Here is a 23763-nt window from a genome sequence, read left to right on the forward strand (position 1 = left end):
CGCCATCGTCATCGGCTCGGGTGTCATGGCCGAGCGCTTGTCGGGGGGCAATGTCGGCATCGCGCTTCTGGCCAACACCCTGGCCACAGTGGGCGGCCTCTACGTCCTGATCGAGACGCTCGGCCCGGTCAGCGGCGCTCACTTCAACCCCGCCGTGTCTTTGGTCATGGCCGCTCGCGGCGAACTGCCACGCACGCTACTCGCGCCTTACGTGATCGCCCAACTGCTGGGTGCCATGCTCGGCGCATGGCTGGCACATGCGATGTTTGACATGAACATCCTTCAGTGGTCGACCAAGCTGCGCGGCGGCACGGGCCAATGGATCGCCGAAGCCGTGGCCACGGCCGGCCTGCTGCTGGTCATCTTGCGCGCACCCTCAGGGCGAGCAGCAGCCATGGTTGCCAGCTACATCGGCGCGGCATATTGGTTTACGGCATCGACCTCATTTGCAAACCCGGCGGCCGCCTTCGGGCGCATGTTCAGCGACAGTTTTGCGGGCATCGCGCCGGCCAGCGTACCGGGTTTTGTCACCGCCCAACTCATCGGAGCCGTGATCGGAGTCGCCGTTCACCGCGCGCTCAGTAGGGCGGGCCTGCGTGCGAGCGACGGTTCACGGCAAGAGCCCGCGAAAGTTTCCACCGCCGGCAAGTGAACCGAGCCCTCCTGCCCGAACCACCATGCCCGAAATCACCATTTTTCACAACCCTGCCTGCGGCACGTCGCGCAACACGCTGGCCCTGATACGCCACAGCGGGGCCGAGCCTCAAGTCATTGAATACTTGACAACCCCCCCCTCGAAGCAACGCCTTCGCGAGCTGCTTGTGGCCATGGGGATGGGGGTGCGGACCCTGCTGCGGGAAAAGGGCACGCCCTTCGCCGAGCTGAAACTCGACGACCCGAGCTGGTCTGATGACGAACTGCTCGACTTCATGCTCGCGCACCCCATCCTGATCAACCGCCCGATTGTCGAAACGCCGCGGGGTACCAAGCTGTGCCGTCCATCTGAAGAAGTACTGGAGATCCTGCCGACGCGCTTGCCGTCACCCTTCACCAAGGAAGATGGCGAACTCGTGCACGACACGGGCTCGCGTCGGGTTTAAAGGGCAACGGCTGCTCAGTCCGGGCTCAGGATGCCCAGGCTCATCGCTCTCGCGATGGCGTGCGTGCGGGTGTTGGAGTCGAGCTTGCGCAAAATCGCCTGGATGTGGTTCTTGATGGTCCAGGGGCTGCAGCTCAGCACTTCGGCAATTTCGGAGTTGGTCTTGCCGTTTTTGATCAGCTTCAAGATTTCTTCTTGACGCGGGGTGACGATACGCCCCGACCGCTGGGTGTTGGTGCCGGCCATCTCGCGCTCGGTGGCAAGCACGCGCAAGAAGGCATTGTGCAAATGCGGCACCAGCAGCTCGATCATGTAGCCAAGCCGGCTGTCAAGCTCGACCGACACGCGCGAGAACACGTAGAACGCCTCGAACTTGCCGCGCGTGCCCATGACCAGCTGCGCGGCCAGGTTCTTCAACTCGTTTTCAGCCACCAGTGCGAGCAGCTTGTCGTCGACCACCTTGCCGCTCGAGTAGGGGCAGAAGATGACGTTGGAGCGGTTGCTCGCGGCCACCGCCAGCAGGCGCGGCATCATGCCGTTCAGCGGGTCGGCCACCACGTCGAACTGCTCCTGGCGGAAGTAGCGGCTGGCGCTGAAACGATGCATCGCCATGCCCTGGCGGGAACCATCTTCAATGCCGCAGATCAGAATCTCGTGCGGAATGAGCGCTTGCAGCGAACTCTGGCTCCAGACAAAAAATTGCTGGCGGCTGGAGACGCGGCACGACGCCTCGACCGCATCGGAGAAGCGCACACGGTCGATCTCTTCGAGCACGGGGAGGTGACTCACGTTGCATGACCCTGGTGGAAGGCCTGCATGCCGGCGCGACGAAGAACGCCGTCGCCCAGAACATGACAAGCGACTCGCAGGTTAGGCATCGACGGTGACAGTTTGTCGATCGGTTTCACAAATTCACCAACTTTCATAAGCTTCTCCATCGAGGCTTTGACCCGGGGCGCCGCTGCGCACGTCATACACCCCCTCGCGCGCCTCACCCTCAGGTGGCGCCACGACGACCCAGGTGCTGGCGCTCTCGGTCACCGGGTCGACCGGCACACGGCGCAGGTAGCGCCGCTCGGCCAATTCGTCCAGCGTGTTCGGGTAGCGACCCCGGTCTGCAAAAAACTTGTCGATGGCGTCGCGCATGATGCTGAGGTCCTGCCGCAGCACCGCCTCGCGGCTGCGCTCGACGCTGTTGAAGTAGCGCGGCAGCGCCAGCGTCATCAGGCTCGCGATGATGGCCATCACCACCATCAGCTCCATCAGCGTGAAACCGCGCGCGCGCGTCGTCACGGTCACCACTCCCGGTAGGGGCGGCCACCCAGGCTGAGCCGCGGTGACTGCGAGTACACGTCGAACACATCGCGCCCGGCCTGCGGGTTGGCGGGTTCGCTCTCGTGGCTGCGCAAGCCCCAGGTGGCTTCGGCCGGCAGGGCCGGGTCGGCCATCGGGTCGCGCGGCAAACGGCGCAGGAAATACAGCTTCTTGCCCGTCACGCTGTTCAGCTCGGGCACACCCTCGGTCAGGGCAGACAAGGTCGGCGGGTAGCCCGACTCGTCGGCGGCTTTGCGGATCTGGTTGGCGTCGGCCGCCACCTTGTAGGCGTCGATCGCCTCGCGGATCTGGCGCAGCGCGGAGCGCAGCTCCTGCTCCTGGCTGCGCTTCACGGCGAGGTCGGCGAAGGTCATCGCACCGCCCGCCAGCATGGACAGGATCGCCACGGTGATCAGCAGCTCGACCAGGGTGAAGCCGGTCGATCGGCGGTGGGGCACCCACGCGTGCATCGGCTCGCTCACTCGGTGACCGCGCGGCCGGCCGGCGCGGGCGGGCGCGCCGGTGCCGAGTCGGGTGTGGGTTCGGGCTCGGGCGCAGCGGGCTCCGCATCCGTTGGGGCTGCACTTTGTGGCCGGCGTGTCGCGCCACCGGCCGGTGGCATGGCCATCTTGCCCGCGCCCTGCAAGCGCAGCTTAGCCGAGCCGACCAGCGACTCGGTGCCGCCCGCATGCTCATTGCGGTCAGGCGACAGGTGGGCCAGGTTGCGCACCACACGCGGCGTGATCAGCAGCACGATCTCGGTCTTGCTGCGGTCGTTGCGCTCGCTGGACAACAAGCGCCCGAGCACCGGCAGGTCGACCATGCCGGGCACACCGGCCGTGCCGCGCCGGTCTTCGTCGCTGATCAATCCCGCCAGGGCCTGGGTCTCGCCATCTTTCAGGCGCAGGGCGGTGGTGGCCAGGCGGGTGCCGATCTGGTACGTCAACGAGCCCGAGCGGCTGCGCACCTCGCGCACGATGTTGCTCACCTCGAGGTTGACCTTGACGCCCACCTCGTTGTCGAGAAACACATTCGGCTCGACCTCGAGCTTCAGGCCCACGTCGAGGTAGCTCACCGACTCGGACGTGCCCACGTTGGCGGTGGCGGTGGTGGTGATCACCGGCACGCGGTCGCCGATCATGATGCGGGCCTTCTCGCGGTTCTTCACGCGGATGCGCGGGTTGGCCAGGATGTTGGTGTCGCCGTTTTCAGCACGAAAGTTGAGCGAGGGGTTGTCGATTCCGATGCTCGATGGCTTGATGTTGCGCAGGCGGTCGAGCGTGAGCTGCGTGGTGCTGAGCGAGCTGTCGCGCACGATGGTGGACACACCGCCGGAAGTGACCACGGTGTCTGCACCGGGCACGATGTTGAGCAAGGTGAACTTGCCCGGCGGATCGATGCCCAGCTCGAGCAGGCGCGAGCGCTTGATCTCAAGCACCTCCACGTCGAGCAGCACCTCGGGCTCGGCCAGGTCTTGTGCGGCGATCAGCTTGTCGGCCAGGCGGATGGCGTCGGGCGTGTCGCGCATGGTCAGCGTGTTGAGCTTCTCGTCGGCGTACAGGTCCTTGGTCTTGAGCACCGTCTTGAGCATGGTGAAGACCGTCTTGGCCTCGGCGTTGGCCAGGTAGAAGGTCTTGACGCCGAGCTCCAGGTAGTCCTTCTGCTTGGCCGGTGTGTTGGGGTAGATCAAGACGGTGTTTTCGTTCATCGTCTTGCGTTCGAGCTGGTTGGTGACGGTGAGCACGCTGATCACGTCGTCGATGCCGAGGTTGTTGATCGACAGGGTGACCTTGATGTCGGGCTTGACCTCTCGGTCAAACACGAAGTTGATGCCGGTGGTGCGCGACAGGGCGTCAAACACCGCCTTCAGGTTGGCTTCGCGAAAGTCGAGCGAGATGGGTTTGCGCAGGCTGGGCTTGAGCACCGGCGCGACGGCTTCCGCCGTGCGGCCGGCCTGGTCGTCGAGGTGCTGCTTCAGTCGCAGGGCCCGCGTGTGCGACGGGTTTTCGGCCAGCACCTTGCGCAGGCTTCGCTCGGCGTCGTCGTGGCGGCCTTGCGCGATCAGGCCCTGGGCCTCGTCGACCCGCTGCTGCTGGCGGCGCTGCGACTCGACCGCTTGCATGCCGGCCTGCGCACGGTGGTTGTTGCTGTCGAGGCCCAGCACGCGGCGGTAGAGCGCGGCGGCGTCTTCGATCTTGTCGGCGCTGCGGTGTGCATCGGCGCGCGCGAGCAGCGCGCCGACTTGGGCGTCGCGCTGGCGGATCACCAGCATGCGGTATTCGCGGTTTTCGGGCTCCAGGCTCATGCCCTTTTCCATTTGCAGCAGGCCTTCTTCAAGTCGGCCTTCATCGATCATCTGTTGGCCATTGCGCACGAACTCGCGGCCTGGCGCGCAGGCGCTGAGCGCCAGCACCGCTGCCAGCAGCAACGTGATGGAGCCGCGCGCGCCCACGGTCGGGCTCATCGCCCACCCCCGAGTGCCACCACCAGGGTTTCGTTCAGCGGCAGGTAGGTCAGCGTCATTTGCTTGTCAGTCATCTGGTCGACGCGGTAGACCGCATCAATGGTGTCGCCGGCCTTGACCGGAAGTACCCGCTCGCCCTTGGTGAAAAAAGAGGTGCGCTCGCCGTCTTCCGACAAACCACCCAGGTAGGCATACGGGAACGGCGGTGTGACGGGTTTGGGTGGTGGCGGGGCAACAACCTTCGGCGGCGGTGGCTGCCATGACACGGTGCCAAACAGCACCGGCTGCGACGCCGCGGGCTGGGAGGCCGGCACGGCTTGTTGCCGCGCTTCGTGCTGAGCCAAACGATCGAGGCGCACCGAACTCGCGCCGCCCGCCACCGAAGGGGCTTCACGCGCTGGGCTGCTGCGCGCTGGTTTGGCCTGCACCGGCCCGGCAATCTCGGCGTCGTCACCGGCCAGGGCAAACACCCGCGCAACGAGCAGCGCGCCACCGACCGCGACGATCAGCATCGCAATGCGTTGGCGTGTGGGGTTGCTGATCGTGGCCATGTGTTCAACCCGCCTTGTTCACAAAGAGCACGAAGCGCAGCTGCACCTCGAGCAGGGGCGATTTGGCGTCAGCGCGGCGCAGGCTCACCTCTTCCATCGCCAGGCCGGGCAGCTCGCGCACGGCGTCGCGGGTGAAGCGGCGCAACGCACGGTAGTCACACTTGAGCGGCAACACGATGGTGTAGCGCGACAAGGGCTCGCGCGCGTCACTCGCCCACTTGAACTCGGCCTTGTCGAGCTGCACGCCTTGGCGGCGCGCGGCCGCGTGCAGGCGGGCGAGTGAATCGGTGAGGCTTTTTTCGTCGGAGAAGCGGCGCTCGAACTCGGCCAGTTGCTGCTGGGCCGTGAGCACCACCGGCGCCTCGGTGGCGGCGCGCTCGCGCACGCGGCGCTCGAGCGTGGCGCTGTCGGCGTCGAGCTGCCGGGCTTCGTCTTGCATGGGCGCGGCCACGCCCCACCACGCCGCAGCGCAGAGCACCGCCAGGGCCAACCCAACCCAACCGGCCAGGCCGATGGCGCGCAGCGCATTCAACAGCTCCCAGCGCAAACGTTTCATGTCGGTTGCCGCCAGGTTGCAGCCAAGGTGAAGCTGACCACCGGCACACCATCACGCAGCACGGTGTTGTAGCCCAGCAGGTGCACCCCGCTCAAGCCCGGCTGCTGGGCCACGCGGCCCACATAGGCCAGCAGCTCGTTCATCGAACGCGACTCACCGGCGAGCCGCAGGCTGCGGTCGATGGCGTTCGGGGCGAGTGACAGCACGGCCAGGCCGCGCGCATCGGCCGCTTCGACGGCGCCGAAGAGCTCGTCCCACGGCACGGTGAGCTGGTCGATGATGCGGTTGGCGCGTTGCACCCCAGCCAACGTCTGCGCGTCGGGGCCTGCGGCGGCGCGGCGTGGCGCTTTGTCGCGCAGGCGCTCGCTGAGCTTGTCGTGGCGGGCTTGTGCCTTGGCATGGTGCTGAGAGGCCTCGGCCACGTGTTCGCTGAACACCAGCACGGCGGCCACCGAAGCGACCAGCAGCGCCCAGCCGAGCCAGCGCCAACGAGGGCGCTCGGGGGCGCGAAAGTCGAGCTGCAACGGTGCAACGCTCATGACGCGTGCGCCGCTTGTGGGCTGGCGGCTTTCGACACGGCTTCGGTCGGCGCGCCATCGGCCCACGGAGCCAGCTCGACGAAGCGCCAGCCGTTGGCCGACAACTCACGCGCATCGATCGGCGGTGTCGACACCGAGCGCGCCACGTACACCGGGCAGCGCGCATCTTCCACACCGAGCATGAACCACTCACGCTCCAGCAAGCTGGCCAGGCTCTGGCCCGAGGGCGCGAGCGACCTCACCAGCAGCGGCTCGCCTTTGGACATCAACAACAAGCTGACCCACGGGCCATCGACCCAGACGAACCAGTAGAGGCCCGCCTCCAGGCTGCGGCGCAGGTGGTTGTAGACGTGCGTGAGCGCCGGCTGCACGCTCACGAGCTTGAGATCGTGGGCATGCACGCTGACCACCAGGCTGTCGAGCAGGGCGGTGTCGAGCGCACAGGCGAGCGTGGCCACACCGTGGCGCACGCTGTCTTGGCGCACCGTCCAGCCGCGAGCGGCCTCGCCGTACACCTCGGCGAAGCAGTGGGTGCTGAACACCTGCCGTTGCGCGGGGCTGGCAAATTCATCGCTCCATGGCACCACGCGGTAGCGCACGCCCTCGCCCGCCACCACGCAGGTGAGCCGGGTGCCGCGCGGCAGGGCGCGGCGCTGCAGCTCTTGCTCGAACGAGGCCAACACCGGCTCGCTCTTTTGCGGCCTCACCCACAACACGGGTCGCTCAGGAAACCAGCGTGACACGGTTCACCTCGTCCAGAGTGGTGTGGCCATCGAGAAACAACGCCACCGCCGAGTCGCGCAAAAAGCGCGTGCCGTTGTGGCGGGCGGCTTCTTTGATCTGTCGCACCGGGGCGCGCGCGACGATCAACTCGCGCAAGGCGTCGTCGAGCATCAGCAACTCGCCGACCGCCTTTCGGCCCTTGTAGCCAGTGCCCCGGCATTTGCCGCAACCGCGCCCCGCCTTGAGCAACCTGCCCTCGGCCAGCGCGGGCTCGATCAGCGAGTCGCGCAACAACTGCGGGTCGAGCGTGACCGGCTCGCTGCAATGCAGGCAGTTGATGCGCAACAGGCGCTGCGCCAGCACGCCGGTCAGGGCCGAGACGAAGCTGTAGGGGTCGACGTCCATGTGGGTGAAACGACCGATCACGTCGAACACGTTGTTGGCGTGCACGGTCGAGAGCACCAGGTGGCCGGTGAGCGCGGCCTGGATGGCGATCTGCGCCGTCTCCGGGTCGCGGATCTCGCCGACCATGATGCGGTCGGGGTCGTGCCGCAAGATCGAGCGCAGCCCGCGCGCAAACGTGAGGCCCTTCTTCTCGTTGACCGGGATCTGCAGCACGCCAGGCAGCTGGTATTCGACCGGGTCTTCGATGGTGATGATCTTGTCGTGGCCATTGTTGATCTCGGAGATGGCGGCGTAGAGCGTGGTGGTCTTGCCGCTGCCGGTGGGGCCGGTGACCAGCAGCAGGCCATAGGGGTCGCGCGCCATGCGGCGAAAGGCCAGCAGCGTGGGCTCGTCGAAGCCCAGCACGTCGAGCCGCAGGCCCGACACCTGGTCCGCGAGCGAGCGTTTGTCGAGCACGCGGATCACCGCGTCTTCGCCGTGGATGCTCGGCATGATGGACACGCGGAAGTCGATCTCGCGGCCGAGCGCGCGCACGCGAAAGCGCCCGTCTTGCGGCACCCGCCGCTCGGCGATGTCGAGCTCCGACATCACCTTCAAGCGCGACAGCACCTGCTCGGCCAGCTCGCGGCCTTCGATCGCGCCCACTTGCGTGAGCGTGCCGTCGAGGCGGTACTTGATGACGAGGCCGCTCAGGTGCGACTCGACGTGGATGTCGCTCACACCGCTCTTGAGCGCGTCGTACAAGGTGGAGTGCACCAACTTGACGACCACGCTGGTGCCTTCGCCGATGGAGCGGATCGACAGGTCTTCCAGGTCGGTGCCGCTGTCGGTCCCTGCTTCGCCGGTGGGCAGGGCGGTGTCGATGGCGCGCATCGAATCTTCGTGGCGCGACAAGAACGCCGACAGGTCGGCCGCCTGCGCCAGGCAGACCTCATGCCCTGCGCCCAAGCGCTCGACGCACCAGGCCTGCCGCGCATCGTCGAACGGGTCGGGCACGGCCAGCAACACCACGGCGCCATCACGGAAAGCCAGGCAGCCTTGTTTGACCGCATCGGCATAAGAGATCAGGTCGAAGGCCGGCTCGAGCGCGAGCAGCGTGTGGCTGTCGAGCACACGGTAGTCGAGCACGCTGCCCAGGGCCTGCATCAGCAGCTCGGGGGCGAGCGACAGCTCGTCTTCGAGCACGGCGGTCACGCTGCGTTGCTGGCCTTGCGCCTTCAGCCGCGCGGCGCGCACGACAGCAGGTGTGAGCATCTGTGTGGACACCTCACCCTGCACGTATTTTTCGCTGTACGGGTTCATTGCAAGCTCCCCGCCAGCTCGAAGATGGGCGCGTACATCAGCAGCACCACCACGCCGATCACGATGCCGATGCCGATCATCAGCAAAGGCTCGAACAGGCGGATGAACCACTCGATGGCCTGCGACACGTCTTCTTCATGGAAGCCGGCGGTGCGCTCCAGCATTTCGCCCATCTGCCCGGTGCGCTCGGCCACACGCAGCAGCCGCAACGACACGGCGGTGGTGAGGCCGTGGTTCTCGAAGGCCGACGAGATGGAGCGGCCTTCGCCGATGTCGCGCCGCGCCGCCGCCAGCGCGGGGTGCAGGCTGGCCGGCAACAGGCCACTCACCATGTCGAGCGCGGTCACGATGGGCATGCCGGCCTGCTGCAACATGCCGAGCGCGCGGTAGAAGCGCGCCAGCTGGTAGACCCGCACGTACTCGCCGATGCGCGGGATGCGCAGCACGAGGCGAGCGATGGCCAGCCGCACCGGCTGGCGCGTGAGGGCATAGCCGATGGCGACCAGCAGCACCACACCGCCCGCCAGCAACTGCAAGCCGTGCGCGTGGGCAAACTGGCCCCACTGCAACAGCAGGCGCGACATCAGCGGAATGCGGTCGCCCAGGTCCTGAAACACCAGGCTGAAACGTGGCACCACGTAAAGCAGCAAGAAGGCGATCACCAACGCACCCACGCCGAGAATCATGGCCGGGTAGACGGCGGCGCCGATCACACGCTTCCGCATGTGGTCCGACTGCGCGCGGTACTGCACAAAACGTTCGATGGCTTCGGTGAGCGCGCCGGTGCGCTCGTTGGCACGCACGCTCGCCACATAGAGCGGCGGGAACACGCTGGGCTGCGCTTCGAGTGCGGCCGAGAACGAGAGCCCGTTTTTCAGTTGATCGTGCAAGCGTGTCAGCACCTGCTTGGCGTCGGGGCGGGTTTCGCGGTCGGCCAGCGTCTCGATGACCTCGACCACCGACAGGCCCGCCTTCAACAAGATCAGCAGGCTCTGGTTGAAGTGCAGCAGCGGGAAGGCGCTCTTGCGCGAGAAGCCCATGCGCCGCCCCGCGTCGACCGCCTTGACGGCCACCACGGCATACCCCTGTGCCTGGGCCTGCTGGCGTGCATCGGCCGCGTCAACGGCCTCGAAGCGGACCGAGACGGATTGCATCTGTCGAACAGCCTTGACGGCGTATTGCATGGTCGGCTCGTGCGTGATGCGTTCAAACGCTCACCAGTTGGTGACGTCGGCATCCAGGCCATCGCCACCCGGGCGCCCGTCGCGGCCGTAGGAGCTGATGTCGACCTCGCCGTGCTCGCCGGGTGACACATACACATAAGGCTGACCCCACGGGTCTGCGGGCAAGGTTTTTTCGAGGTAGGGGCCGTCCCACTTGTTGAGGTTGGCGGGCTTGCTCAACAGCGCCTGCAGGCCTTGCTCGGTGCTGGGGTAGCGACCCACGTCGACTCGAAACTGCTGCAGCGCTTTTTCAAACGCCACGATCTGCGCCTTGGCCGTCTTGACCTCGGACTTGCCGATCTGCGAAAAGTATTTCGGCCCGACGTAGGCTGCCAACAAACCGATGATGACCATCACCACCAGCAGTTCAAGCAGTGTGAATCCGCGGCGCGAGCGGACAGGGGTCATGGCAGGTGAGTCTCAGACGTTGAACAGACGCGCAGTGTGCGCAGCGAATGTGACGTAGCAGTGAAGCGCCACGCTCGGCCCCGGCCGATGCAAGGTCAGCGTTGCGCCCTCTCGCGCTGCCTGTGCGATGCAATTACTGGGCGGGCTCTTCGGCCGGTGCGGGCGCGCGCGGTGCGAGCCGCTGTTGTTCGAAGGCGCGCAAGCGCGTGTCCAGACGGTCGAAGATCTTTTGCGAGTCGAGCACACGCTCGGCGTAAGCGCGGCAGGCCGCACCGAGCCGCTGGCGCAGCGCGGCGTCATCGGCCAGCTCGGTGATGGCGCGTGCAAAGCCGTTGGCACACTCCGGCTCGGTGACGATGCCGCAGCCCGACACGATGGAAGCGATCTCGGTGCGCGGGATGGCCGCGGCAACCACCGGCCGGCCGCTGGCCAGCATGCCCACCAGCTTGGACGGCATCACCAGATCGGCCGCGCCGCGCAGCTGCGGCAGCAGGTGCACGTCGGCCATGTTGAGCAGCGTGTTGAGCGTGGACGCGGGCTGCAGGTCCATGAAGCGCACGTTGTCGAAGCCGGCTGCGGAGGCCTCGAGCGAAGGCCGCTGTTCGCCGTTGCCGCAGATGACGATGACCACGCGCGGGTCGTCCTTGAGCAGGCGTGCGGTGTCGATCAGCACGTCGAGGCCTTGCTTGCGGTTGATGGTGCCGGAGAAAAGGCACACCACCTGCGAGGGCGTGATGCCCAGCGACTGGCGCAAGGCATGCGAGGTCTCGGTGGGCCGCACGTGCGACAGGTCAACCCAGTTCGGCAACATCTCCGTCTCGTGCAACGGAATGCCCTTGGTCGCCAGCTGGCGCAGCATGCGGCTGGAGATGGTGGACACCGCATCGAATCGGCGCATCAAAAAGCGCTCTGCAAACAAGGCAAAGCGGCGCGCTAGAGGTTGCTTCAGCATGCCGAGCTCGAAGGCGGCGTCGATCTCGAAGTCTTGAATATGCAGCCACGCCTTCGCGCCAGACAGGCGCGCCAGCAACCACGCAGCGGGCGCGCAAAAGAGTGCAGGCGCCACCGCAAACACCACCTGCGGGCGCCACATTGCGAGCCACAGCATCACGGGCAAGGCCGACAGTGCAAAGCTCGCCAGGTGAATGAGGCGCTTCACGCCGCTCAGGCGCTTGGGAATCCACACCGGGCAGCGGTGAATGGTCAAGCCAGGCTTGGGTTGCTCTGTGCGGTAAGCGCTGCTGGCGTAGTCGCCCTGCACCTTCCAAGTCGGGTAATAGGGCGGCGCACACACCACCTTGACCTCGTGGCCACGCGCCACCAGGTCATCGACCATCTCGCCCGAGTACTTGCCGATGCCGGTCAGCTCCGGGGCGAAATTCATGCTCACCAGCACTATCTTCATGGGGTCCCGCCTCCTTGATTCGAGGGGGATGTTCGCGGCTGGGCATGACCTCGGCATGTCATGAGAACTAGTCCGTTCGCCCACTGGAATGCAGGGGGCCCGAACGGACTATGCCGAACATGACAGTTGCCACAGAGTTGCGGCGACGATGGCGGCCACATGCTTCAAGAGATCTTGCTCATCGTCATCGTCGGTACGGGTGGTGTCGCCGTCTCGCGGCTGTGGCAAAGCCACAAGCTGCTGGCGGGAGTGGTGTGCGTGGTGTTGGCCTTGCTGGTGGTCTGGCTGGCCCGGCTTTGGCACATCAACCTCAGCGGTGTGTCATGAAGAGGCGGCTTGTTCTGCCGGTCTTGCTGACAGCGGCGTTGGGCGCTTGTTCGAGCGCCGCGCCACTGCAATGGCCCGATTTCACCCAGGCGATCCAGCGCCACGCACCGGCGGTGGTGGGTGTGGGCGATGCGCACGGCGTGCTGGGCTCGGGCTTTCGCATCCACAGCACTCGCTACGTGGCGACGGCTGCGCACGTGCTGCGCTCGCTGCAGGGGGCGCCGGTGATTCGCTGGCAGTCCAGGCCGTGGCCTGCGCGAGTGGCCCGCATCGATGACGACGCCGACATTGCGCTGCTGGAGATCGACGCCGACGCGCCGATGCCCGGCCTGGCCTTGTCCACCCACGCGGTGCTGGCCGGCCAGTGGATCATCGTGCTGGGCTGCCCCTTCGGTGCCGCCCCGACCGCCACCACCGGCATCGTCAGCGCCCTGCCCGGCGCCGTGCTGGAGCCCGAGCCGCTGGCGCGGCGCATGCAGCTCAACGCCGCAGTGAACCCAGGCAACTCCGGTGGCCCGGTGCTCAGCCTCGATGGGCAAGTGATCGGCCTGGCCAACGCCACCATTCCGGGTGGTTATGGCCTGGGCTTCGCGGTGCCGGTGGCAGCGCTGGCGGCGCTGCTCACCAGCCACCGTCACGGCCTTAACCGCACTGACCCAGGAAGTTGAGGTTCAGCGCAGAGATGCCGCCGCTCGTCTGGTTCATCACGATCACGATGCCCACACACGGCAGGCGCCCCTGGTTCACACGCGGCCAGCCGTTGGCGAAGTAGAGGCGGTCACCGCCGAAGAGTTCGTCTTCGTCGATGAAGTCGGGCGTCACGACCGCGCCCACACCACCTTCTTGCTGCAGGGAGTTGGTGATCGACACCACCTTGTTGATCAGGCGGATGCCGGCAGCGATGTCACTCGGCGGCCGCAGCGTCACCAGGTTGCGGATCAGGTCGCCACCGATGCAGCCGACCAGCGCCACCTTCACCGCGCCCGCATTGCGGCCGAAGCCGGAGCCGGTCACGATGCTGGGGCGGTAGTTGGGGCAGACGAAGGCGACCGACGAGCTGGCCAGGCAGACGTCGATGGACACGCCACCCGGGCTGTTCTGGTTGATCACATCGGCCGCCATGATGTTGACGAGGCTGTTCACCAGCGTGACCGTCAGCTCGATGATGTTGGCGCGCGCGGTGCCCGAGAGGTCGGTGAAGATGGAGAACGCAAACGCCGCAAACGGGTACAGCTGCACCGGCTGCGCGCCGGCATACATGCCTCGCGGCGTGGTGGCGAGGCGTGCGGCGCGCGTGAGGTGGCGGCCCGCCGGAGCGCGCACGCCTGCGGTCGTCACGGTGGCCAGCACCTCACCCGATTTGCGCTTGATCGCATCCAGCAAGAGCGGCAACTCGGTGCCCACCTGCAGGTTGATCGCAGCCTCTTGCTGGGCCGCGCCCAGCGCACTGAGCCGCAGGGCCTGCAAGGCGGTGAGAGCTTGTTTGTAGGCATCGGCCGCGCTACGCAAGGCGTCGATCGACTCCTGCGTCAAGGCGGCCGCGTTGGTGGCCTCGACCTGGGTGCGAGCGCTGCGAATGCGAGCGACCACGTTGGTGAGTGCACTCGCGAACTGTGCATCTTGCGGGCCGGCCACGAAGCCCTGCGACGTGAGCAGCGCGGGGGTGACCAGGTAACCGTTGGGCGGCGCCATCGCCTGCGTGGCGCCCAGCACGGTGGCGGAGTAATCGCGGTTGGCGTTGACGGCTTGCAGCGCGGCACGTGCCTCGGCCAGGCCGGCGGAGTCGCCGTTCTGGCTGGCGAGCGCGGCGGCGGCGAGCAGGCTTTCCATCTGCCCGGCGTACTGGCTGGCCTTGACGGTGACGCCGGCGGTGCCGCTCGGCAACACCATCACCTCCTTGGTGGCGGTGACGGAGGAACCGGCGATGGACACCGTGATGCGGTAACGCCCGCCGGTCTCCTTGCCGTAGTGGGGGTCGGTCGGGTCGCCGTCGGCAAACTCGCCGGCCGGGTCGATCGAGAAGTTTTGATTGAGCAGTCGTTTGGCGAGCTTGGGGAAGCTCACGCTCAGGCCGCTGACCACCGGAGCGTTGCCGCTCACCGCGCCGACCGGGGCCACCGAGACGCTGAACTGCAGGTCGTCGTTGTCGATCAGCGCACCGCCGGCATTGCGCACGGTGGGTGACACCGAGATGCTGCCGTCGGGTGCGACGAAGGGTTCAGACAAGCCGAGTTCCATCGTGCTCGGGCCGGCGCTCGACACACCAGTCACCGTCCAGATCAGCGAGGCCGGGTTGAACGCGACCGACCTGTCTTGGCGAATGATGAAGGTGTCGGTGCTCGTGAGCGTGGCGCCTGCGGCCAGGTCACCCAGCACCACCGTGGCCTTCATCACCTGCGTGGCCGGCGAGGTGCTTTGCACCGTGGCTTGGGCGGCCGACAGCGCGGGCGTGCCGTTGCGCACCGTGATGCGGTAGGTGTAGTCGAAGTGGGTGCGACCCGCGCGCACCGAGCTGACGAGTTGCTGGCCAGTGACTTCAGCAGCAGCCTGTGCCAGCGAGGGCACCAGCACGGCGAACACGGCGAGTGCCGACAGCAACGCGGCAAAAAACGAGCGGCAGCGCGCGATCATGCTGTCGCTCCCAGTTTTTTGGCACGTGCACGCGAGCCGAGTGCGCCAACGCCGAGACCGAGCAAGATCAAGGCCGCCGGGGCCGGCAAGGGCACCGCTGAGGGTGCTGCCGACGTGATGCCGGATTGCACCGTCTGGAAGGGCTCGGAGATCACCAACTCGAACCGTTGTGCCCCCGGTATCAGGCCCGCCAGATAGGAGAAGGAGACGGAAAAACCGGAGATCACGCTGCCGGCCGGAACGACACCCGACAGGTTGAGTGCATCGAAGAAGCCCGCATCGGGCAGCACCGGGTCGGGTTGCACGACCAGGCTGCTCCAGCCCGCGGGCGTGGCCACGGCGGTGATGCCGGTGATGCCCGGGGCGTCGAAATAGACCGTGAGCTCGTCGAAGCTCTCGGCCGGGCCGATGTTGCTCAAGCTGTAGTCATAGCGCCAGACATCGCCACCCAGGGCCGTGAGCGAATACTCGACCATCGCGGCTTGCGCGGTCGAAACACAGGCGAGACCTGCCAGGAGCAGGCCTCGAATCCATCGAACCAACAGTTTTCCCATCACTCCCTCACCTTTTTTTCAATCGACAGACCGCACACAAAACGTGCAATCAAGCGAAATCAGTCTGACGACAGGCCATGACACCCCCAAGGCGCAGCACCCAGCCCCTTTGGCTGCGCACCAAGAGCGGCTGACAGCCGCAAAGCGCACCTGGGCCGGGCGTCCAACACGCGCCAGCGGTGTGTATTCACGATCCGGAATAACCAGTCAGTTTTCTCGTGAATTTCCTTCGCTAGGATGCAGCTCTCGTCGCACCACTTGGCCCTTCACCAACCCGCCCAGGAGCGCACCATGAGCACATTCGTTCAGACGACTTACCGCGAATCCGAATTCGGTGTCCCCACCGACCTGCAAGCCGCAGGCACCTCACTGGAAAACCCCTACGTCTACGACAGCGCCGCACGCGAACTCAAACTGATGGCCGAACAAGGCCTGGTCAGGATCGTTGACGAACGTGTGCGCCGCGGCGAACACGATCAGCTGATCAACCACATCCGGTTTGCTCGCTTGCGATAACGCAATCGCCAGGGGCCATTGCGGCCGATCACTCAACTGTCATGCAGGCGGCGTAGCGTGCGTTTTTGCGGCTGCCTTCGTCGCGCCGCCAGAGCACACGCATGAGAATCGCCCTCGTTGCAGACAGCCACCTCGCCGAGCGCGCCCCCGAGTGCGTGGCGAACTGGAAGGCGGCCGCAGGCGCGGTGGCGCGCCTGCATGCCAACCTCACCGTGCACCTGGGCGACATCTCGCTCGACGGGCGGGTGCATCCCGACGAACTGCTCTTTGCCCGCGAGCAGACCAAGGCGTGGCCCACTCCCATTCACTTTGTTCCTGGCAACCACGACCTGGGTGACGGCTCGGGCGAGTCGCCCGTCGACCCCCAGCGCCTGACCGCCTACGAAGCATCGTTCGGCGCCGACCATTGGGCCTTGAGCGCCGGGCGCTGGGAGCTGATCGGCATCAACGCGCAGCTGCTGGGCTCGGGCACCGTGCAAGAACAGGCACAGTGGCAATGGCTTGAAGACCACGCACGCCGCATCCACGGCGACCGCGATCACAGCGTCTTGTTCCTGCACCGCCCCGTGCTCCGGCCGAGCGCCAACGAACACCATCGCGAAGGCCGCTACGTCATGCATGCGGCGTGCGAACGCCTGCTCGGCGGGCCCTTGCGCCACAGCTTGCGTGCCGTGGTCTCGGGCCACACGCACCAGCACCTGGATCGCAGCGTGGGCGGCGTGCGCCACCTCTGGCTGCCCTCGACTGCCTTTGTGTTGCCGGACGAGATCCAGGCGCGTGTGGGCGAGAAGGTGGTCGGCCTGGGCTTGCTGGAGCTGGGCGGCTCGTCGGTGTGGTTCGACCTCTTGTGCCCCGACGGCATGCGGCGTCATCAGGTGACCGAGCTGGGCTTCCACGCGCCCCACCGCCACCCGATGGCCGAGCCGCAAACGCTGGGCTGACGCCGTTCGGACTATCGCGCAACGCAGTGCTGTCATGGGTGTGTCACGGCACCCACCTAGCCTCACGCTCGCTCGACGAGGGCACCGCCTCGACAGCGCACCCACAAATCAAGGACACCTCATGCGCCGAACACTGTTCGCACTTGCACTGGCCGCCACCACCGGCCTGTTGCCCACCCTGGCCCTCGCGGACCGTGACGACGACAAACACACGCATGCGCGCAAAAGCCAAAACGCGCAGCTGGGCCCGCGCCCGTTCTTTCTGGTCAACGACATGACCGAAGGGCCGCTCAAGGAGCGGCTGCAGGCCTGCGCGCGCAAGGGCTCGTTCCAGAGCAGCGAGTTCTCCATTGGCCACCGCGGTGCGGCACTGCAGTTCCCGGAGCACACCAAGGAGTCGTATGAAGCGGCGGCGCGCACGGGCGCTGGCATCGTGGAGTGCGACGTCACGTTCACCAAGGACAAGGAGCTGGTCTGCCGGCATGCGCAGAACGACCTGCACACCACCACCAACATCCTGGCCACGCCGCTGGCCGAGAAGTGCATCAAGCCGTTCACACCCGCGACCATTTCCGCCGACGGAACGCTGCTGACCCCCGCCAGCGCCGAGTGCCGCACCAGCGAGATCACGCTGGCCGAGTTCAAGACCCTGCGCGGCAAGATGGACGCTTCGAACCCGCGCGCGCGCACGGTGGCCGAATACCTGGGCGGCACGGCCAACTTCCGCACCGACCTTTATTCGGGCCCGAGCAGCGGTACGCTGCTGACCCACAAAGAGAGCATCGAGCTCTTCAAACAACTCGGCGTGAAGATGACGCCCGAGCTCAAGAGCGCCAGCGTGGCCATGCCGTTTGAAGGCTTCAGCCAGCAGGCCTACGCACAGAAGATGATCGACGAATACAAGCAGGCCCGCGTGCCGGCGCGCCATGTGTGGCCGCAGTCTTTCAACAAGAACGACGTGCTGTATTGGGTGCAGAACGAGCCCAGCTTCGGCCGCCAGGCGGTCTACCTCGACGACGCCAGCACCCCCGCCGACCTGCCCACCGCCGACGAGCTGGTGGGTTACCGCGCCCAAGGCATCCGCATCGTGGCGCCGCCCGTCTTCGCGCTGCTCAGCACCGATGGCAACGGCCACATCGTGCCTTCGCAGTACGCCCTCAATGCCAAGAAAGCCAAGCTCGACATCATCACCTGGACACTGGAGCGCTCGGGCATCCTGGCCGACGGCAACAATGGCTTCTACTTCCAGACCTTCGACAGCGCCATCCAGCGCGACGGCGACGTGATGCAGGTGCTGGACGTGCTCGCCAACGAGGTCGGCGTGCTCGGCGTCTTCACCGATTGGCCGGCCACGGTGACCTTCTACGCCAACTGCGCGGGCTTGAAATAAGGGGGTGCCGGCGGGCTGTGTGAAGCACACAATGCCCGCATGGCGACCTCCACTCCCCCCGCATTCCGCCCGCTGACCGGCACCTTCGAACCTTCGGCCATCCAGCAGCTGCCCGACGGGCGCTTCCTGGTGGTCGAAGACGAGAAGGAGCACCCGCTGAGCCTGGTCTCGCTCGGCGCCGATGGCAGCGTGGCGCACGCGCCGCTCGAGCCGGGGCTGCTGCAGATGTTCAGCGAGTTCTGGAAGCTCGATGACCTCGAAGGCCTGACACTCGACCGCAACGGCTTTGTCTACGCCATCACCTCGCACTCACGCAACGACGACGGCGAAGAAAAGAAGTCACGCGAGAAGCTGGTGCGCTTTCGCGTCGAAGGCGATCGGGTGTCGAGCTCGACGGTCGTCGACGGTTTGAAGCGTGCCCTGACGGCACGTCACCCCGTGCTGGCAGAAGCCGCCAAGGTGCGCGAGGTGAAGACCCGCGGTGGGCTCAACATCGAAGCCCTGGAGATGACACCCGATCAGCAGCGGTTGCTGGTCGGCTTTCGCAGCCCGCTGAGCGGCAACCGCGCCCTCATCGCGAGCATCGACAACCCCACCGGCATCTTCGAGGCGGGCGAACCCCCTCGCGTGAGCACCTCGCTGGTTGAGCTCGATCTCGGGGGCCACGGCATTCGGGGGCTGTCTTATGTGCCAACCCTGGGCGAATACCTGGTGATCGGCGGGCCAGTGTCACGCGAGCCGGCGCAGTTCGACCTGTGGCTCTGGAATGGCCAATCCGGCGCGCCGGCACGGCGCGTCACGATCCCGGGGCTGAAAGGGCTGGAGCACGCCGAGGGCGTGAGCCCGGCCGTCATTGGCGGCGTCCAGTGCATCGTCATCGTGAGTGACGATGGCAGCCGCAAGGCAGGGCGCCACGCCAACTACGTGGTGCTGGCGCCGGAGCAGCTGAAGACCGCCCCGTAGAAAAAATACACCACCATGACCATCTCTTATGGCGCCCACAGGCATGGCTTGTTGTGCGGTTATCTTTTTGCGCCAGCCTCGGTTGCACGCGCCATCGGGCTCGACGAAGCCATCGAGTGGCTGCGTACCACGCCAGCCGACAGCTCGCAGTTCATCTGGCTGCACTTCGACCTGACCGACGCGTCGGCACAGGCCTGGATGCAAGCGCAGCTGTCACTGGCGCCCGAGTTCTTCGAGGCGCTGCGCGAAGGCTCGCGCTCGACACGCATCGAAGACGCACAAGACACGTTGATCGCCGTGGTCAACGACGTGGCCTACGAGTTTGCGTTCGACCCCTCGGAGATCGCCACGCTGTGGATGAGCGTGAGCGAGCGGGTGGCCATCAGCGCCAGGGCCCACCCGCTGCGCTCGATCGACCGGCTGCGGGAGGCCGTGAGAGACGGTGCGCGTTTCGACTCGTCGATGGCCTTGCTCACGCACCTGATGAACGACCAGGGCGACGTGCTGGTGCGCATCGTGCGAGAAGCCACCGTCAAGGTTGACAGCATCGAAGACAGCCTCTTGCGCGGGCGCCTGGCGCAGCGCCGCTCCGAGCTGGGCAAGCTGCGCCGCGTGCTGGTGCGCCTGCAGCGACTGCTGGCGCCCGAGCCCGGGGCACTGTTTCGGTTGCTGCGGCAGCCGCCACCGTGGATCGCCTCGCACGACCTCGATGAGCTGCGTCAATCCACCGAAGAGTTTTCGATGGTGCTGCAAGACTTGGCGGCGCTGCAGGAGCGCATCAAGCTGCTGCAGGAGGAGACCGCCGCCCAGGTGGGCGAGCAGACCAACCGAAGCCTCTTCACCCTGACCATGGTGACGGTGCTGGCGCTGCCGATCAACATCACGACCGGCCTGTTCGGCATGAACGTGGGGGGTATTCCGTTTGCCGAAAGCGGCTCCGGTTTCTTTCTGATGCTGCTGATCGTGGTGGCGTTCACCGTGGTGGCCGCGTTGTTGGCGTTTCGGCGCAGGGACTGACGCCAAGAAGTTCACCCTCCTCCGTCCACCCTGAGCCTGTCGAAGGGCTCGCACAGCACAGTGCCGGCTTCGACAAGCTCAGCCCGAACGGAAAACGGAAACTGGCGTGAGTGGTGCATTGCTCAAGTGCTCCGTTCGCCCTGAGCCTGTCGAAGGGTGCGCACAGCACGGCGCTGGCTTCGACAAGCTCAGCCCGAACGGTGTCAAGAGTGGGCCTTCTTCAGGCCATCAATGGCGGGTCGAGGCTGTCGCGCAGTGAGCTGGGCGTGAGCCCGGTCCAGCGCTTGAACGAGCGGCGAAAGTTGGCCGCGTCGTTAAAGCCCAGGTGCCGTGCCACTTGCTCGTTGTCGAACCCGCGACATTGGTAGAGCTGCAAGGCCACATGCGTGCGCGCCTGGTCGAGCTCGGCCTGGAAGTGGGTGCCGTGGGCCAGCAGCCGGCGCTTGAGCGTGGCCGGGCTGATGCCGAAGTGTTGCGCCGTCTGCTCCAGCCCGGGTGCCAGCCGCACACGCTCCAGCAGGTAGCGGTAGAGCGCGCCGAGCAAGCTCTGGCGTGGCTCTTCGTCGTGGGCCTGGCGGGCCAGCCCGTCGAACACGGCCGCCGAGGCCGCACGCGGCGCACCGCCCCAGGGGCGGTCGAGCCACTCGGGGGCGATCAGCATGGCGTCGAGCTGGCAACCGAACTGCAGCCGCGTGCCGAGGTGCACCTGGTGCTGCTCGGTGTGGCGCGGCGCGGTGCGGTTGAAGCAGAAGCGCCAGGGCAGGCGCGCGCCAGCCAGCCACTGGCACAACGCGGCCAGGGCGCTCATGTGCATCTCGACGAGGAACGGGCGCAACGAGCCGGCACCGCAGGCGTCGGTCCAGTACAGCACGGCATGCTGCTCTTCTTCGACGAAGTGCGGCGCGAGCAGCGGCGACAAACGCGCCGGGTGCGCCACCAGCAGCGTGAGCGCATGGCGCAAGGTGGGCGCGCGCAGCAGCGCGTGGCTGGCCGCACCGTAGTGGCCCGGCAGCGCCTGCTGGCCGAGCACGAAGCTGGTGTCGGGGCCGTTGAGGTGAGCCGCGGTCTGGCGCAGCAGCGCGAGGTACTGCGCCGGGCTCAGCGGTTGCTGCAGGCTCTTGGTGCCGAGCACGGCGCCAGCATCCACATCGAGACTGTGCAAGTGGTCGAACAAGAGCGCAGGCTGGTGCTGCGCCGCGATGAGCGGCGTGCCGATGTCGTAGACCTTGTCCATCGCAACGCTCGCGGGCTCAGGTCGCCAGGGCCACGCTGCCATGCGTGGCCGTGCCCTCGAGCGCCTGGTTCAGCCGCGCCAGCACGGCGTCGGGCTCGCCGTCGAGCTCGGCGCAGGCGCTCAGCAAGCTGAGTGACGCGCGGGCTTCGCCGTCGCCGGTGTGAAAGTGCGTCAGGCTGACCATCTGCTGCAGGTGCCGCGCCACACGTTGGGCGGCCACCAGCGAGTGGCCTGGCAACAGCACGGCAAGGCGCTCGCCGGCATAACGGCACAGCAGATCTTGGTTGCGCAGGTTGAGCAGCAGCTGGTGCGTGACGGCCTGCAGCATGCGGTCGGCCTCGCGTTTGCCGTGTGCGCGCTGCAAATCCTGAAAGCCTGCCAGTTCCAGCAGCACCAGCGCGCCAGACTGACCGGCCGCGCGCTCCAGGGCCATCTGCTGGCGCAGGTAATGCGCGTCGGCCAGCTGGGTGATGCGGTCGAAGGCGCGGTGCTCGCGGAACAGACGCTCGCGGCGCTGCATGTGCTCGGACAACTGCAGCTGCTCAGTGCGCCAGGCCATGATGCCGGCCGTCACCAGCAACATGCCCAAGGGCGTGAGCGCTGATTCGAGCCACTTGTCGAAGCGCAGCGCCGAGGTGACGGTGAAAAACTCGTCCAGGCAATCGGCCCAGGCACCGAGCGCCACCGCGGCCAGGCCCAGCGCGAGCAAAAAGGTCACGCGGCCGGCCGGCCGGCTGCCGAGCACGATGGCCATCCAGCAGGTGGCCATCAACGCGGTGCCGCCTTCACCGGCGATGTCGAGCGGCTTCCAGTGTTCGCCAGGTTTGATCACGCCGAAGGAGCTGAACAGCAGCAGCTCCAGGCAGCTCAAGGACACGAAGGCGAGCAGGATGAGGCGGTTGGAAACAGGCATCGGTATGGGCTGCCAGAGATGGCCACAAGAAGGACGAGCGCGCACCTTAGGTGGCGAATGTGACAGTTGCGTGGCATTGACAGCTGTCGTTTTGAGACCCGGGGTCGGATCGGCTCGCAACGCACCGGCCCTCCCCTGCGAACGCTTGGCACACACAGAGTGCCGGTTGGCCCGCAGCCGGGGGGGTCGAATCGGCTCACCGGCATGTGCCGATGGGCCTTGAACAAGCGCCCATGAGCCAAGCCACGTCATCGCGTCACGGATCAGACACACGCGCCCGCCACATTCGCTGACTTCGCGGCGCCACGCAGCCCGCACAGCCGACACGCGACTGCCCTTGGAGCCCTCGATGACACGCCCCCACTCACCCCCTCGCCGCCTTTCGCTGACGCTGCTGGCCAGCGCCGCGGCGTTGGCCGTCAGCTCGTTTGCAGCACGGGCACAGACGCCCGTGCCGCCCTCGGCACCGGCATCGGCACCGAGCACCCCACCCGCCACCCAACTCGAACGTGTGGTCATCACCGGCCTGGCCGCGGCCACCGACCGTGCACTCGCCGACCAGCAGGCCGCCGACAACATCATCAGCGTGGTGCGCAGCGACGGCATCGGCCGCCTGCCCGACAAAAACGCTGCCGAGGCCTTGCAGCGTGTGCCGGGTGTGTCGATCGAGCGCGACCAGGGCGAAGGCCGCTACGTGCGGGTGCGTGGCCTCGGGCCTGACCTGAACGCCGTCACCATCAACGGCAGCCTGGTGCCCTCACCCGAGAGCGACCGCCGTGCGGTGATGCTCGACGTGTTGCCGTCTTCGCTGATCGGCGCGCTCGTGGTCACCAAGACACTCACCCCTGACATGGACGCCAACTCGCTGGGCGGCACCGTTGACATCAAGTCCCTCTCGGCCTTCGACCGCAAGGGTTCGCTCTTCTCGGCCGAGCTCGGCGGGGGCCACAGCAGCAACACAGGCCAGAGCAGCCCCTTCGGCTCGCTGGTGTGGAGCGACCGCTTGATGGACGGCAAGCTCGGCGTGGCCGTGGGCCTGAACGGCGAGCGCCGCCGTTTCGGCTCGGACAACACCGAAACCGGCGGCGCCTGGGACGGCGATGCACTCGAAGAATTCGAGCGTCGCGACTACCGCATCACGCGTGAGCGTGCGGGCGCTGCCGTCAACCTCGAGCTGCGCCCGCAAGATGGCAGCAGCTACTACCTGCGCTCGCTGCTCAGCCGCTACAGCGACGACGAAACCCGCCAGGCGCACATCGTCGAGTTTGCGGACCCACAAACCGAGGGC

The 23763-nt window shown here is 66.7% G+C and carries 26 protein-coding genes; 10 read left to right on the top strand and 16 right to left on the bottom strand.

From position 1 onward, the window contains the following. Both RMO40_RS21530 and arsC read left to right on the top strand, forming a co-directional pair. On the top strand, positions 1–652 hold a 652-nt coding region (locus tag RMO40_RS21530), incomplete at its 5' end, for an aquaporin (protein ID WP_309725646.1). 25 nt (positions 653–677) lie between these two features. Further along, positions 678–1100, top strand: a complete 423-nt coding sequence (arsC, locus tag RMO40_RS21535) for an arsenate reductase (glutaredoxin) (protein WP_309725647.1) — start codon at positions 678–680, stop codon at positions 1098–1100. A gap of 14 nt (positions 1101–1114) precedes the next feature. Here arsC and epsA read toward each other — a convergent pair whose 3' ends face one another. The 12 genes from epsA to RMO40_RS21595 form a co-directional block, all read right to left on the bottom strand. After that, a complete protein-coding gene (epsA, locus tag RMO40_RS21540; RefSeq protein ID WP_309725648.1) occupies positions 1115–1888 on the bottom strand; it encodes an XrtB/PEP-CTERM-associated transcriptional regulator EpsA in 774 nt (257 codons plus the stop codon). A 123-nt stretch (positions 1889–2011) separates the two neighbouring features. After that, on the bottom strand, positions 2012–2392 hold the full coding sequence (locus tag RMO40_RS21545) for a type IV pilin protein (RefSeq protein ID WP_489660220.1): 381 nt from the start codon (positions 2390–2392) through the stop codon (positions 2012–2014). Positions 2393–2394: 2 nt separating this feature from the next. Further along, complete coding sequence (locus RMO40_RS21550) at positions 2395–2883, bottom strand: prepilin-type N-terminal cleavage/methylation domain-containing protein (protein WP_309725649.1); 489 nt, start codon at positions 2881–2883, stop codon at positions 2395–2397. An 8-nt stretch (positions 2884–2891) separates the two neighbouring features. Next, positions 2892–4877 carry a secretin N-terminal domain-containing protein gene (locus RMO40_RS21555; protein WP_309725650.1) on the bottom strand — a complete coding sequence of 662 codons (1986 nt, stop codon included), beginning with the start codon at positions 4875–4877 and terminating at the stop codon, positions 2892–2894. Next, on the bottom strand, positions 4874–5428 hold the full coding sequence (locus tag RMO40_RS21560; protein ID WP_309725651.1) for a hypothetical protein: 555 nt from the start codon (positions 5426–5428) through the stop codon (positions 4874–4876). Before RMO40_RS21560 ends, RMO40_RS21555 begins: the two co-directional genes overlap by 4 nt. A gap of 4 nt (positions 5429–5432) precedes the next feature. After that, complete coding sequence (locus RMO40_RS21565) at positions 5433–5984, bottom strand: hypothetical protein (protein ID WP_309725652.1); 552 nt, start codon at positions 5982–5984, stop codon at positions 5433–5435. Next, positions 5981–6523 carry a hypothetical protein gene (locus RMO40_RS21570; protein ID WP_309725653.1) on the bottom strand — a complete coding sequence of 181 codons (543 nt, stop codon included), beginning with the start codon at positions 6521–6523 and terminating at the stop codon, positions 5981–5983. Before RMO40_RS21570 ends, RMO40_RS21565 begins: the two co-directional genes overlap by 4 nt. Next, positions 6520–7239 carry a hypothetical protein gene (locus tag RMO40_RS21575; RefSeq protein WP_309725654.1) on the bottom strand — a complete coding sequence of 240 codons (720 nt, stop codon included), beginning with the start codon at positions 7237–7239 and terminating at the stop codon, positions 6520–6522. Before RMO40_RS21575 ends, RMO40_RS21570 begins: the two co-directional genes overlap by 4 nt. A gap of 7 nt (positions 7240–7246) precedes the next feature. Continuing rightward, entirely contained in the window at positions 7247–8953 is a 1707-nt protein-coding gene (locus tag RMO40_RS21580) for an ATPase, T2SS/T4P/T4SS family (protein WP_309725655.1), read from the bottom strand. Then, a complete protein-coding gene (locus RMO40_RS21585; RefSeq protein ID WP_309725656.1) occupies positions 8950–10137 on the bottom strand; it encodes a type II secretion system F family protein in 1188 nt (395 codons plus the stop codon). The genes RMO40_RS21580 and RMO40_RS21585 overlap by 4 nt, the downstream gene beginning before the upstream one ends. 30 nt (positions 10138–10167) lie before the next feature. Then, complete coding sequence (gene gspG / locus RMO40_RS21590; protein WP_309725657.1) at positions 10168–10584, bottom strand: type II secretion system major pseudopilin GspG; 417 nt, start codon at positions 10582–10584, stop codon at positions 10168–10170. A gap of 133 nt (positions 10585–10717) precedes the next feature. Beyond that, a complete protein-coding gene (locus tag RMO40_RS21595; RefSeq protein WP_309725658.1) occupies positions 10718–11989 on the bottom strand; it encodes a WcaI family glycosyltransferase in 1272 nt (423 codons plus the stop codon). Between the two features lie 159 nt (positions 11990–12148). On the opposite strand from RMO40_RS21595, the gene RMO40_RS21600 reads away from it, so the two are divergent. Beyond that, the gene (locus RMO40_RS21600) at positions 12149–12316 is read left to right on the top strand and encodes a hypothetical protein (RefSeq protein WP_309725659.1); all 168 of its coding nucleotides are present in this window, start codon (positions 12149–12151) and stop codon (positions 12314–12316) included. Further along, positions 12313–12984, top strand: coding sequence for a trypsin-like peptidase domain-containing protein (locus RMO40_RS21605; RefSeq protein ID WP_309725660.1), 672 nt, complete (start codon positions 12313–12315; stop codon positions 12982–12984). Before RMO40_RS21600 ends, RMO40_RS21605 begins: the two co-directional genes overlap by 4 nt. On the opposite strand, the gene RMO40_RS21610 is transcribed toward RMO40_RS21605, so the two are convergent. Then, positions 12959–14947: a hypothetical protein gene (locus RMO40_RS21610; RefSeq protein ID WP_309725661.1), complete on the bottom strand. Its 1989-nt coding sequence runs from the start codon at positions 14945–14947 to the stop codon at positions 12959–12961. The genes RMO40_RS21605 and RMO40_RS21610 overlap by 26 nt on opposite strands. Further along, positions 14944–15501, bottom strand: coding sequence for a hypothetical protein (locus tag RMO40_RS21615; protein WP_309725662.1), 558 nt, complete (start codon positions 15499–15501; stop codon positions 14944–14946). Before RMO40_RS21615 ends, RMO40_RS21610 begins: the two co-directional genes overlap by 4 nt. 291 nt (positions 15502–15792) lie before the next feature. On the opposite strand from RMO40_RS21615, the gene RMO40_RS21620 reads away from it, so the two are divergent. The 5 genes from RMO40_RS21620 (at position 15793) to RMO40_RS21640 (ending at position 20328) form a co-directional block, all read left to right on the top strand. Beyond that, positions 15793–16017, top strand: coding sequence for a hypothetical protein (locus tag RMO40_RS21620; RefSeq protein ID WP_309725663.1), 225 nt, complete (start codon positions 15793–15795; stop codon positions 16015–16017). A 101-nt stretch (positions 16018–16118) separates the two neighbouring features. Beyond that, positions 16119–16958: a metallophosphoesterase gene (locus RMO40_RS21625; RefSeq protein WP_309725664.1), complete on the top strand. Its 840-nt coding sequence runs from the start codon at positions 16119–16121 to the stop codon at positions 16956–16958. A 121-nt stretch (positions 16959–17079) separates the two neighbouring features. Then, positions 17080–18348, top strand: a complete 1269-nt coding sequence (locus RMO40_RS21630; protein ID WP_309725665.1) for a glycerophosphodiester phosphodiesterase family protein — start codon at positions 17080–17082, stop codon at positions 18346–18348. A gap of 39 nt (positions 18349–18387) precedes the next feature. Next, positions 18388–19311, top strand: coding sequence for a DUF3616 domain-containing protein (locus RMO40_RS21635; RefSeq protein ID WP_309725666.1), 924 nt, complete (start codon positions 18388–18390; stop codon positions 19309–19311). 15 nt (positions 19312–19326) lie between these two features. Further along, positions 19327–20328, top strand: coding sequence for a transporter (locus tag RMO40_RS21640; protein WP_309725667.1), 1002 nt, complete (start codon positions 19327–19329; stop codon positions 20326–20328). A 220-nt stretch (positions 20329–20548) separates the two neighbouring features. Here RMO40_RS21640 and RMO40_RS21645 read toward each other — a convergent pair whose 3' ends face one another. After that, a complete protein-coding gene (locus RMO40_RS21645; protein ID WP_309725668.1) occupies positions 20549–21562 on the bottom strand; it encodes an AraC family transcriptional regulator ligand-binding domain-containing protein in 1014 nt (337 codons plus the stop codon). Between the two features lie 16 nt (positions 21563–21578). After that, positions 21579–22475 carry a diguanylate cyclase domain-containing protein gene (locus RMO40_RS21650; protein WP_309725669.1) on the bottom strand — a complete coding sequence of 299 codons (897 nt, stop codon included), beginning with the start codon at positions 22473–22475 and terminating at the stop codon, positions 21579–21581. Between the two features lie 349 nt (positions 22476–22824). Between RMO40_RS21650 and RMO40_RS21655 the strand changes: the two genes are divergently transcribed. Further along, positions 22825–23763 (top strand): TonB-dependent receptor plug domain-containing protein (locus tag RMO40_RS21655; protein WP_309725670.1); only part of this gene is annotated, 939 nt, incomplete at its 3' end.

It is taken from the genome of Rhizobacter sp., assembly GCF_031412075.1.
Taxonomy (GTDB): Bacteria; Pseudomonadota; Gammaproteobacteria; order Burkholderiales; family Burkholderiaceae_C; genus Rhizobacter.

Coding starts and splice junctions, on each gene's coding strand:
- arsC (WP_309725647.1), top strand. CDS start 678: ATGCCCGAAATCACCATTTTTCACAACCCTGCCTGCGGCACGTCGCGC.
- RMO40_RS21550 (WP_309725649.1), bottom strand. CDS start 2,883: ATGCACGCGTGGGTGCCCCACCGCCGATCGACCGGCTTCACCCTGGTC.
- RMO40_RS21555 (WP_309725650.1), bottom strand. CDS start 4,877: ATGAGCCCGACCGTGGGCGCGCGCGGCTCCATCACGTTGCTGCTGGCA.
- RMO40_RS21560 (WP_309725651.1), bottom strand. CDS start 5,428: ATGGCCACGATCAGCAACCCCACACGCCAACGCATTGCGATGCTGATC.
- RMO40_RS21565 (WP_309725652.1), bottom strand. CDS start 5,984: ATGAAACGTTTGCGCTGGGAGCTGTTGAATGCGCTGCGCGCCATCGGC.
- RMO40_RS21570 (WP_309725653.1), bottom strand. CDS start 6,523: ATGAGCGTTGCACCGTTGCAGCTCGACTTTCGCGCCCCCGAGCGCCCT.
- RMO40_RS21580 (WP_309725655.1), bottom strand. CDS start 8,953: ATGAACCCGTACAGCGAAAAATACGTGCAGGGTGAGGTGTCCACACAG.
- RMO40_RS21585 (WP_309725656.1), bottom strand. CDS start 10,137: ATGCAATACGCCGTCAAGGCTGTTCGACAGATGCAATCCGTCTCGGTC.
- gspG (WP_309725657.1), bottom strand. CDS start 10,584: ATGACCCCTGTCCGCTCGCGCCGCGGATTCACACTGCTTGAACTGCTG.
- RMO40_RS21595 (WP_309725658.1), bottom strand. CDS start 11,989: ATGAAGATAGTGCTGGTGAGCATGAATTTCGCCCCGGAGCTGACCGGC.
- RMO40_RS21600 (WP_309725659.1), top strand. CDS start 12,149: ATGCTTCAAGAGATCTTGCTCATCGTCATCGTCGGTACGGGTGGTGTC.
- RMO40_RS21605 (WP_309725660.1), top strand. CDS start 12,313: ATGAAGAGGCGGCTTGTTCTGCCGGTCTTGCTGACAGCGGCGTTGGGC.
- RMO40_RS21610 (WP_309725661.1), bottom strand. CDS start 14,947: ATGATCGCGCGCTGCCGCTCGTTTTTTGCCGCGTTGCTGTCGGCACTC.
- RMO40_RS21615 (WP_309725662.1), bottom strand. CDS start 15,501: ATGGGAAAACTGTTGGTTCGATGGATTCGAGGCCTGCTCCTGGCAGGT.
- RMO40_RS21620 (WP_309725663.1), top strand. CDS start 15,793: ATGAGCACATTCGTTCAGACGACTTACCGCGAATCCGAATTCGGTGTC.
- RMO40_RS21625 (WP_309725664.1), top strand. CDS start 16,119: ATGAGAATCGCCCTCGTTGCAGACAGCCACCTCGCCGAGCGCGCCCCC.
- RMO40_RS21630 (WP_309725665.1), top strand. CDS start 17,080: ATGCGCCGAACACTGTTCGCACTTGCACTGGCCGCCACCACCGGCCTG.
- RMO40_RS21635 (WP_309725666.1), top strand. CDS start 18,388: ATGGCGACCTCCACTCCCCCCGCATTCCGCCCGCTGACCGGCACCTTC.
- RMO40_RS21640 (WP_309725667.1), top strand. CDS start 19,327: ATGACCATCTCTTATGGCGCCCACAGGCATGGCTTGTTGTGCGGTTAT.
- RMO40_RS21645 (WP_309725668.1), bottom strand. CDS start 21,562: ATGGACAAGGTCTACGACATCGGCACGCCGCTCATCGCGGCGCAGCAC.
- RMO40_RS21650 (WP_309725669.1), bottom strand. CDS start 22,475: ATGCCTGTTTCCAACCGCCTCATCCTGCTCGCCTTCGTGTCCTTGAGC.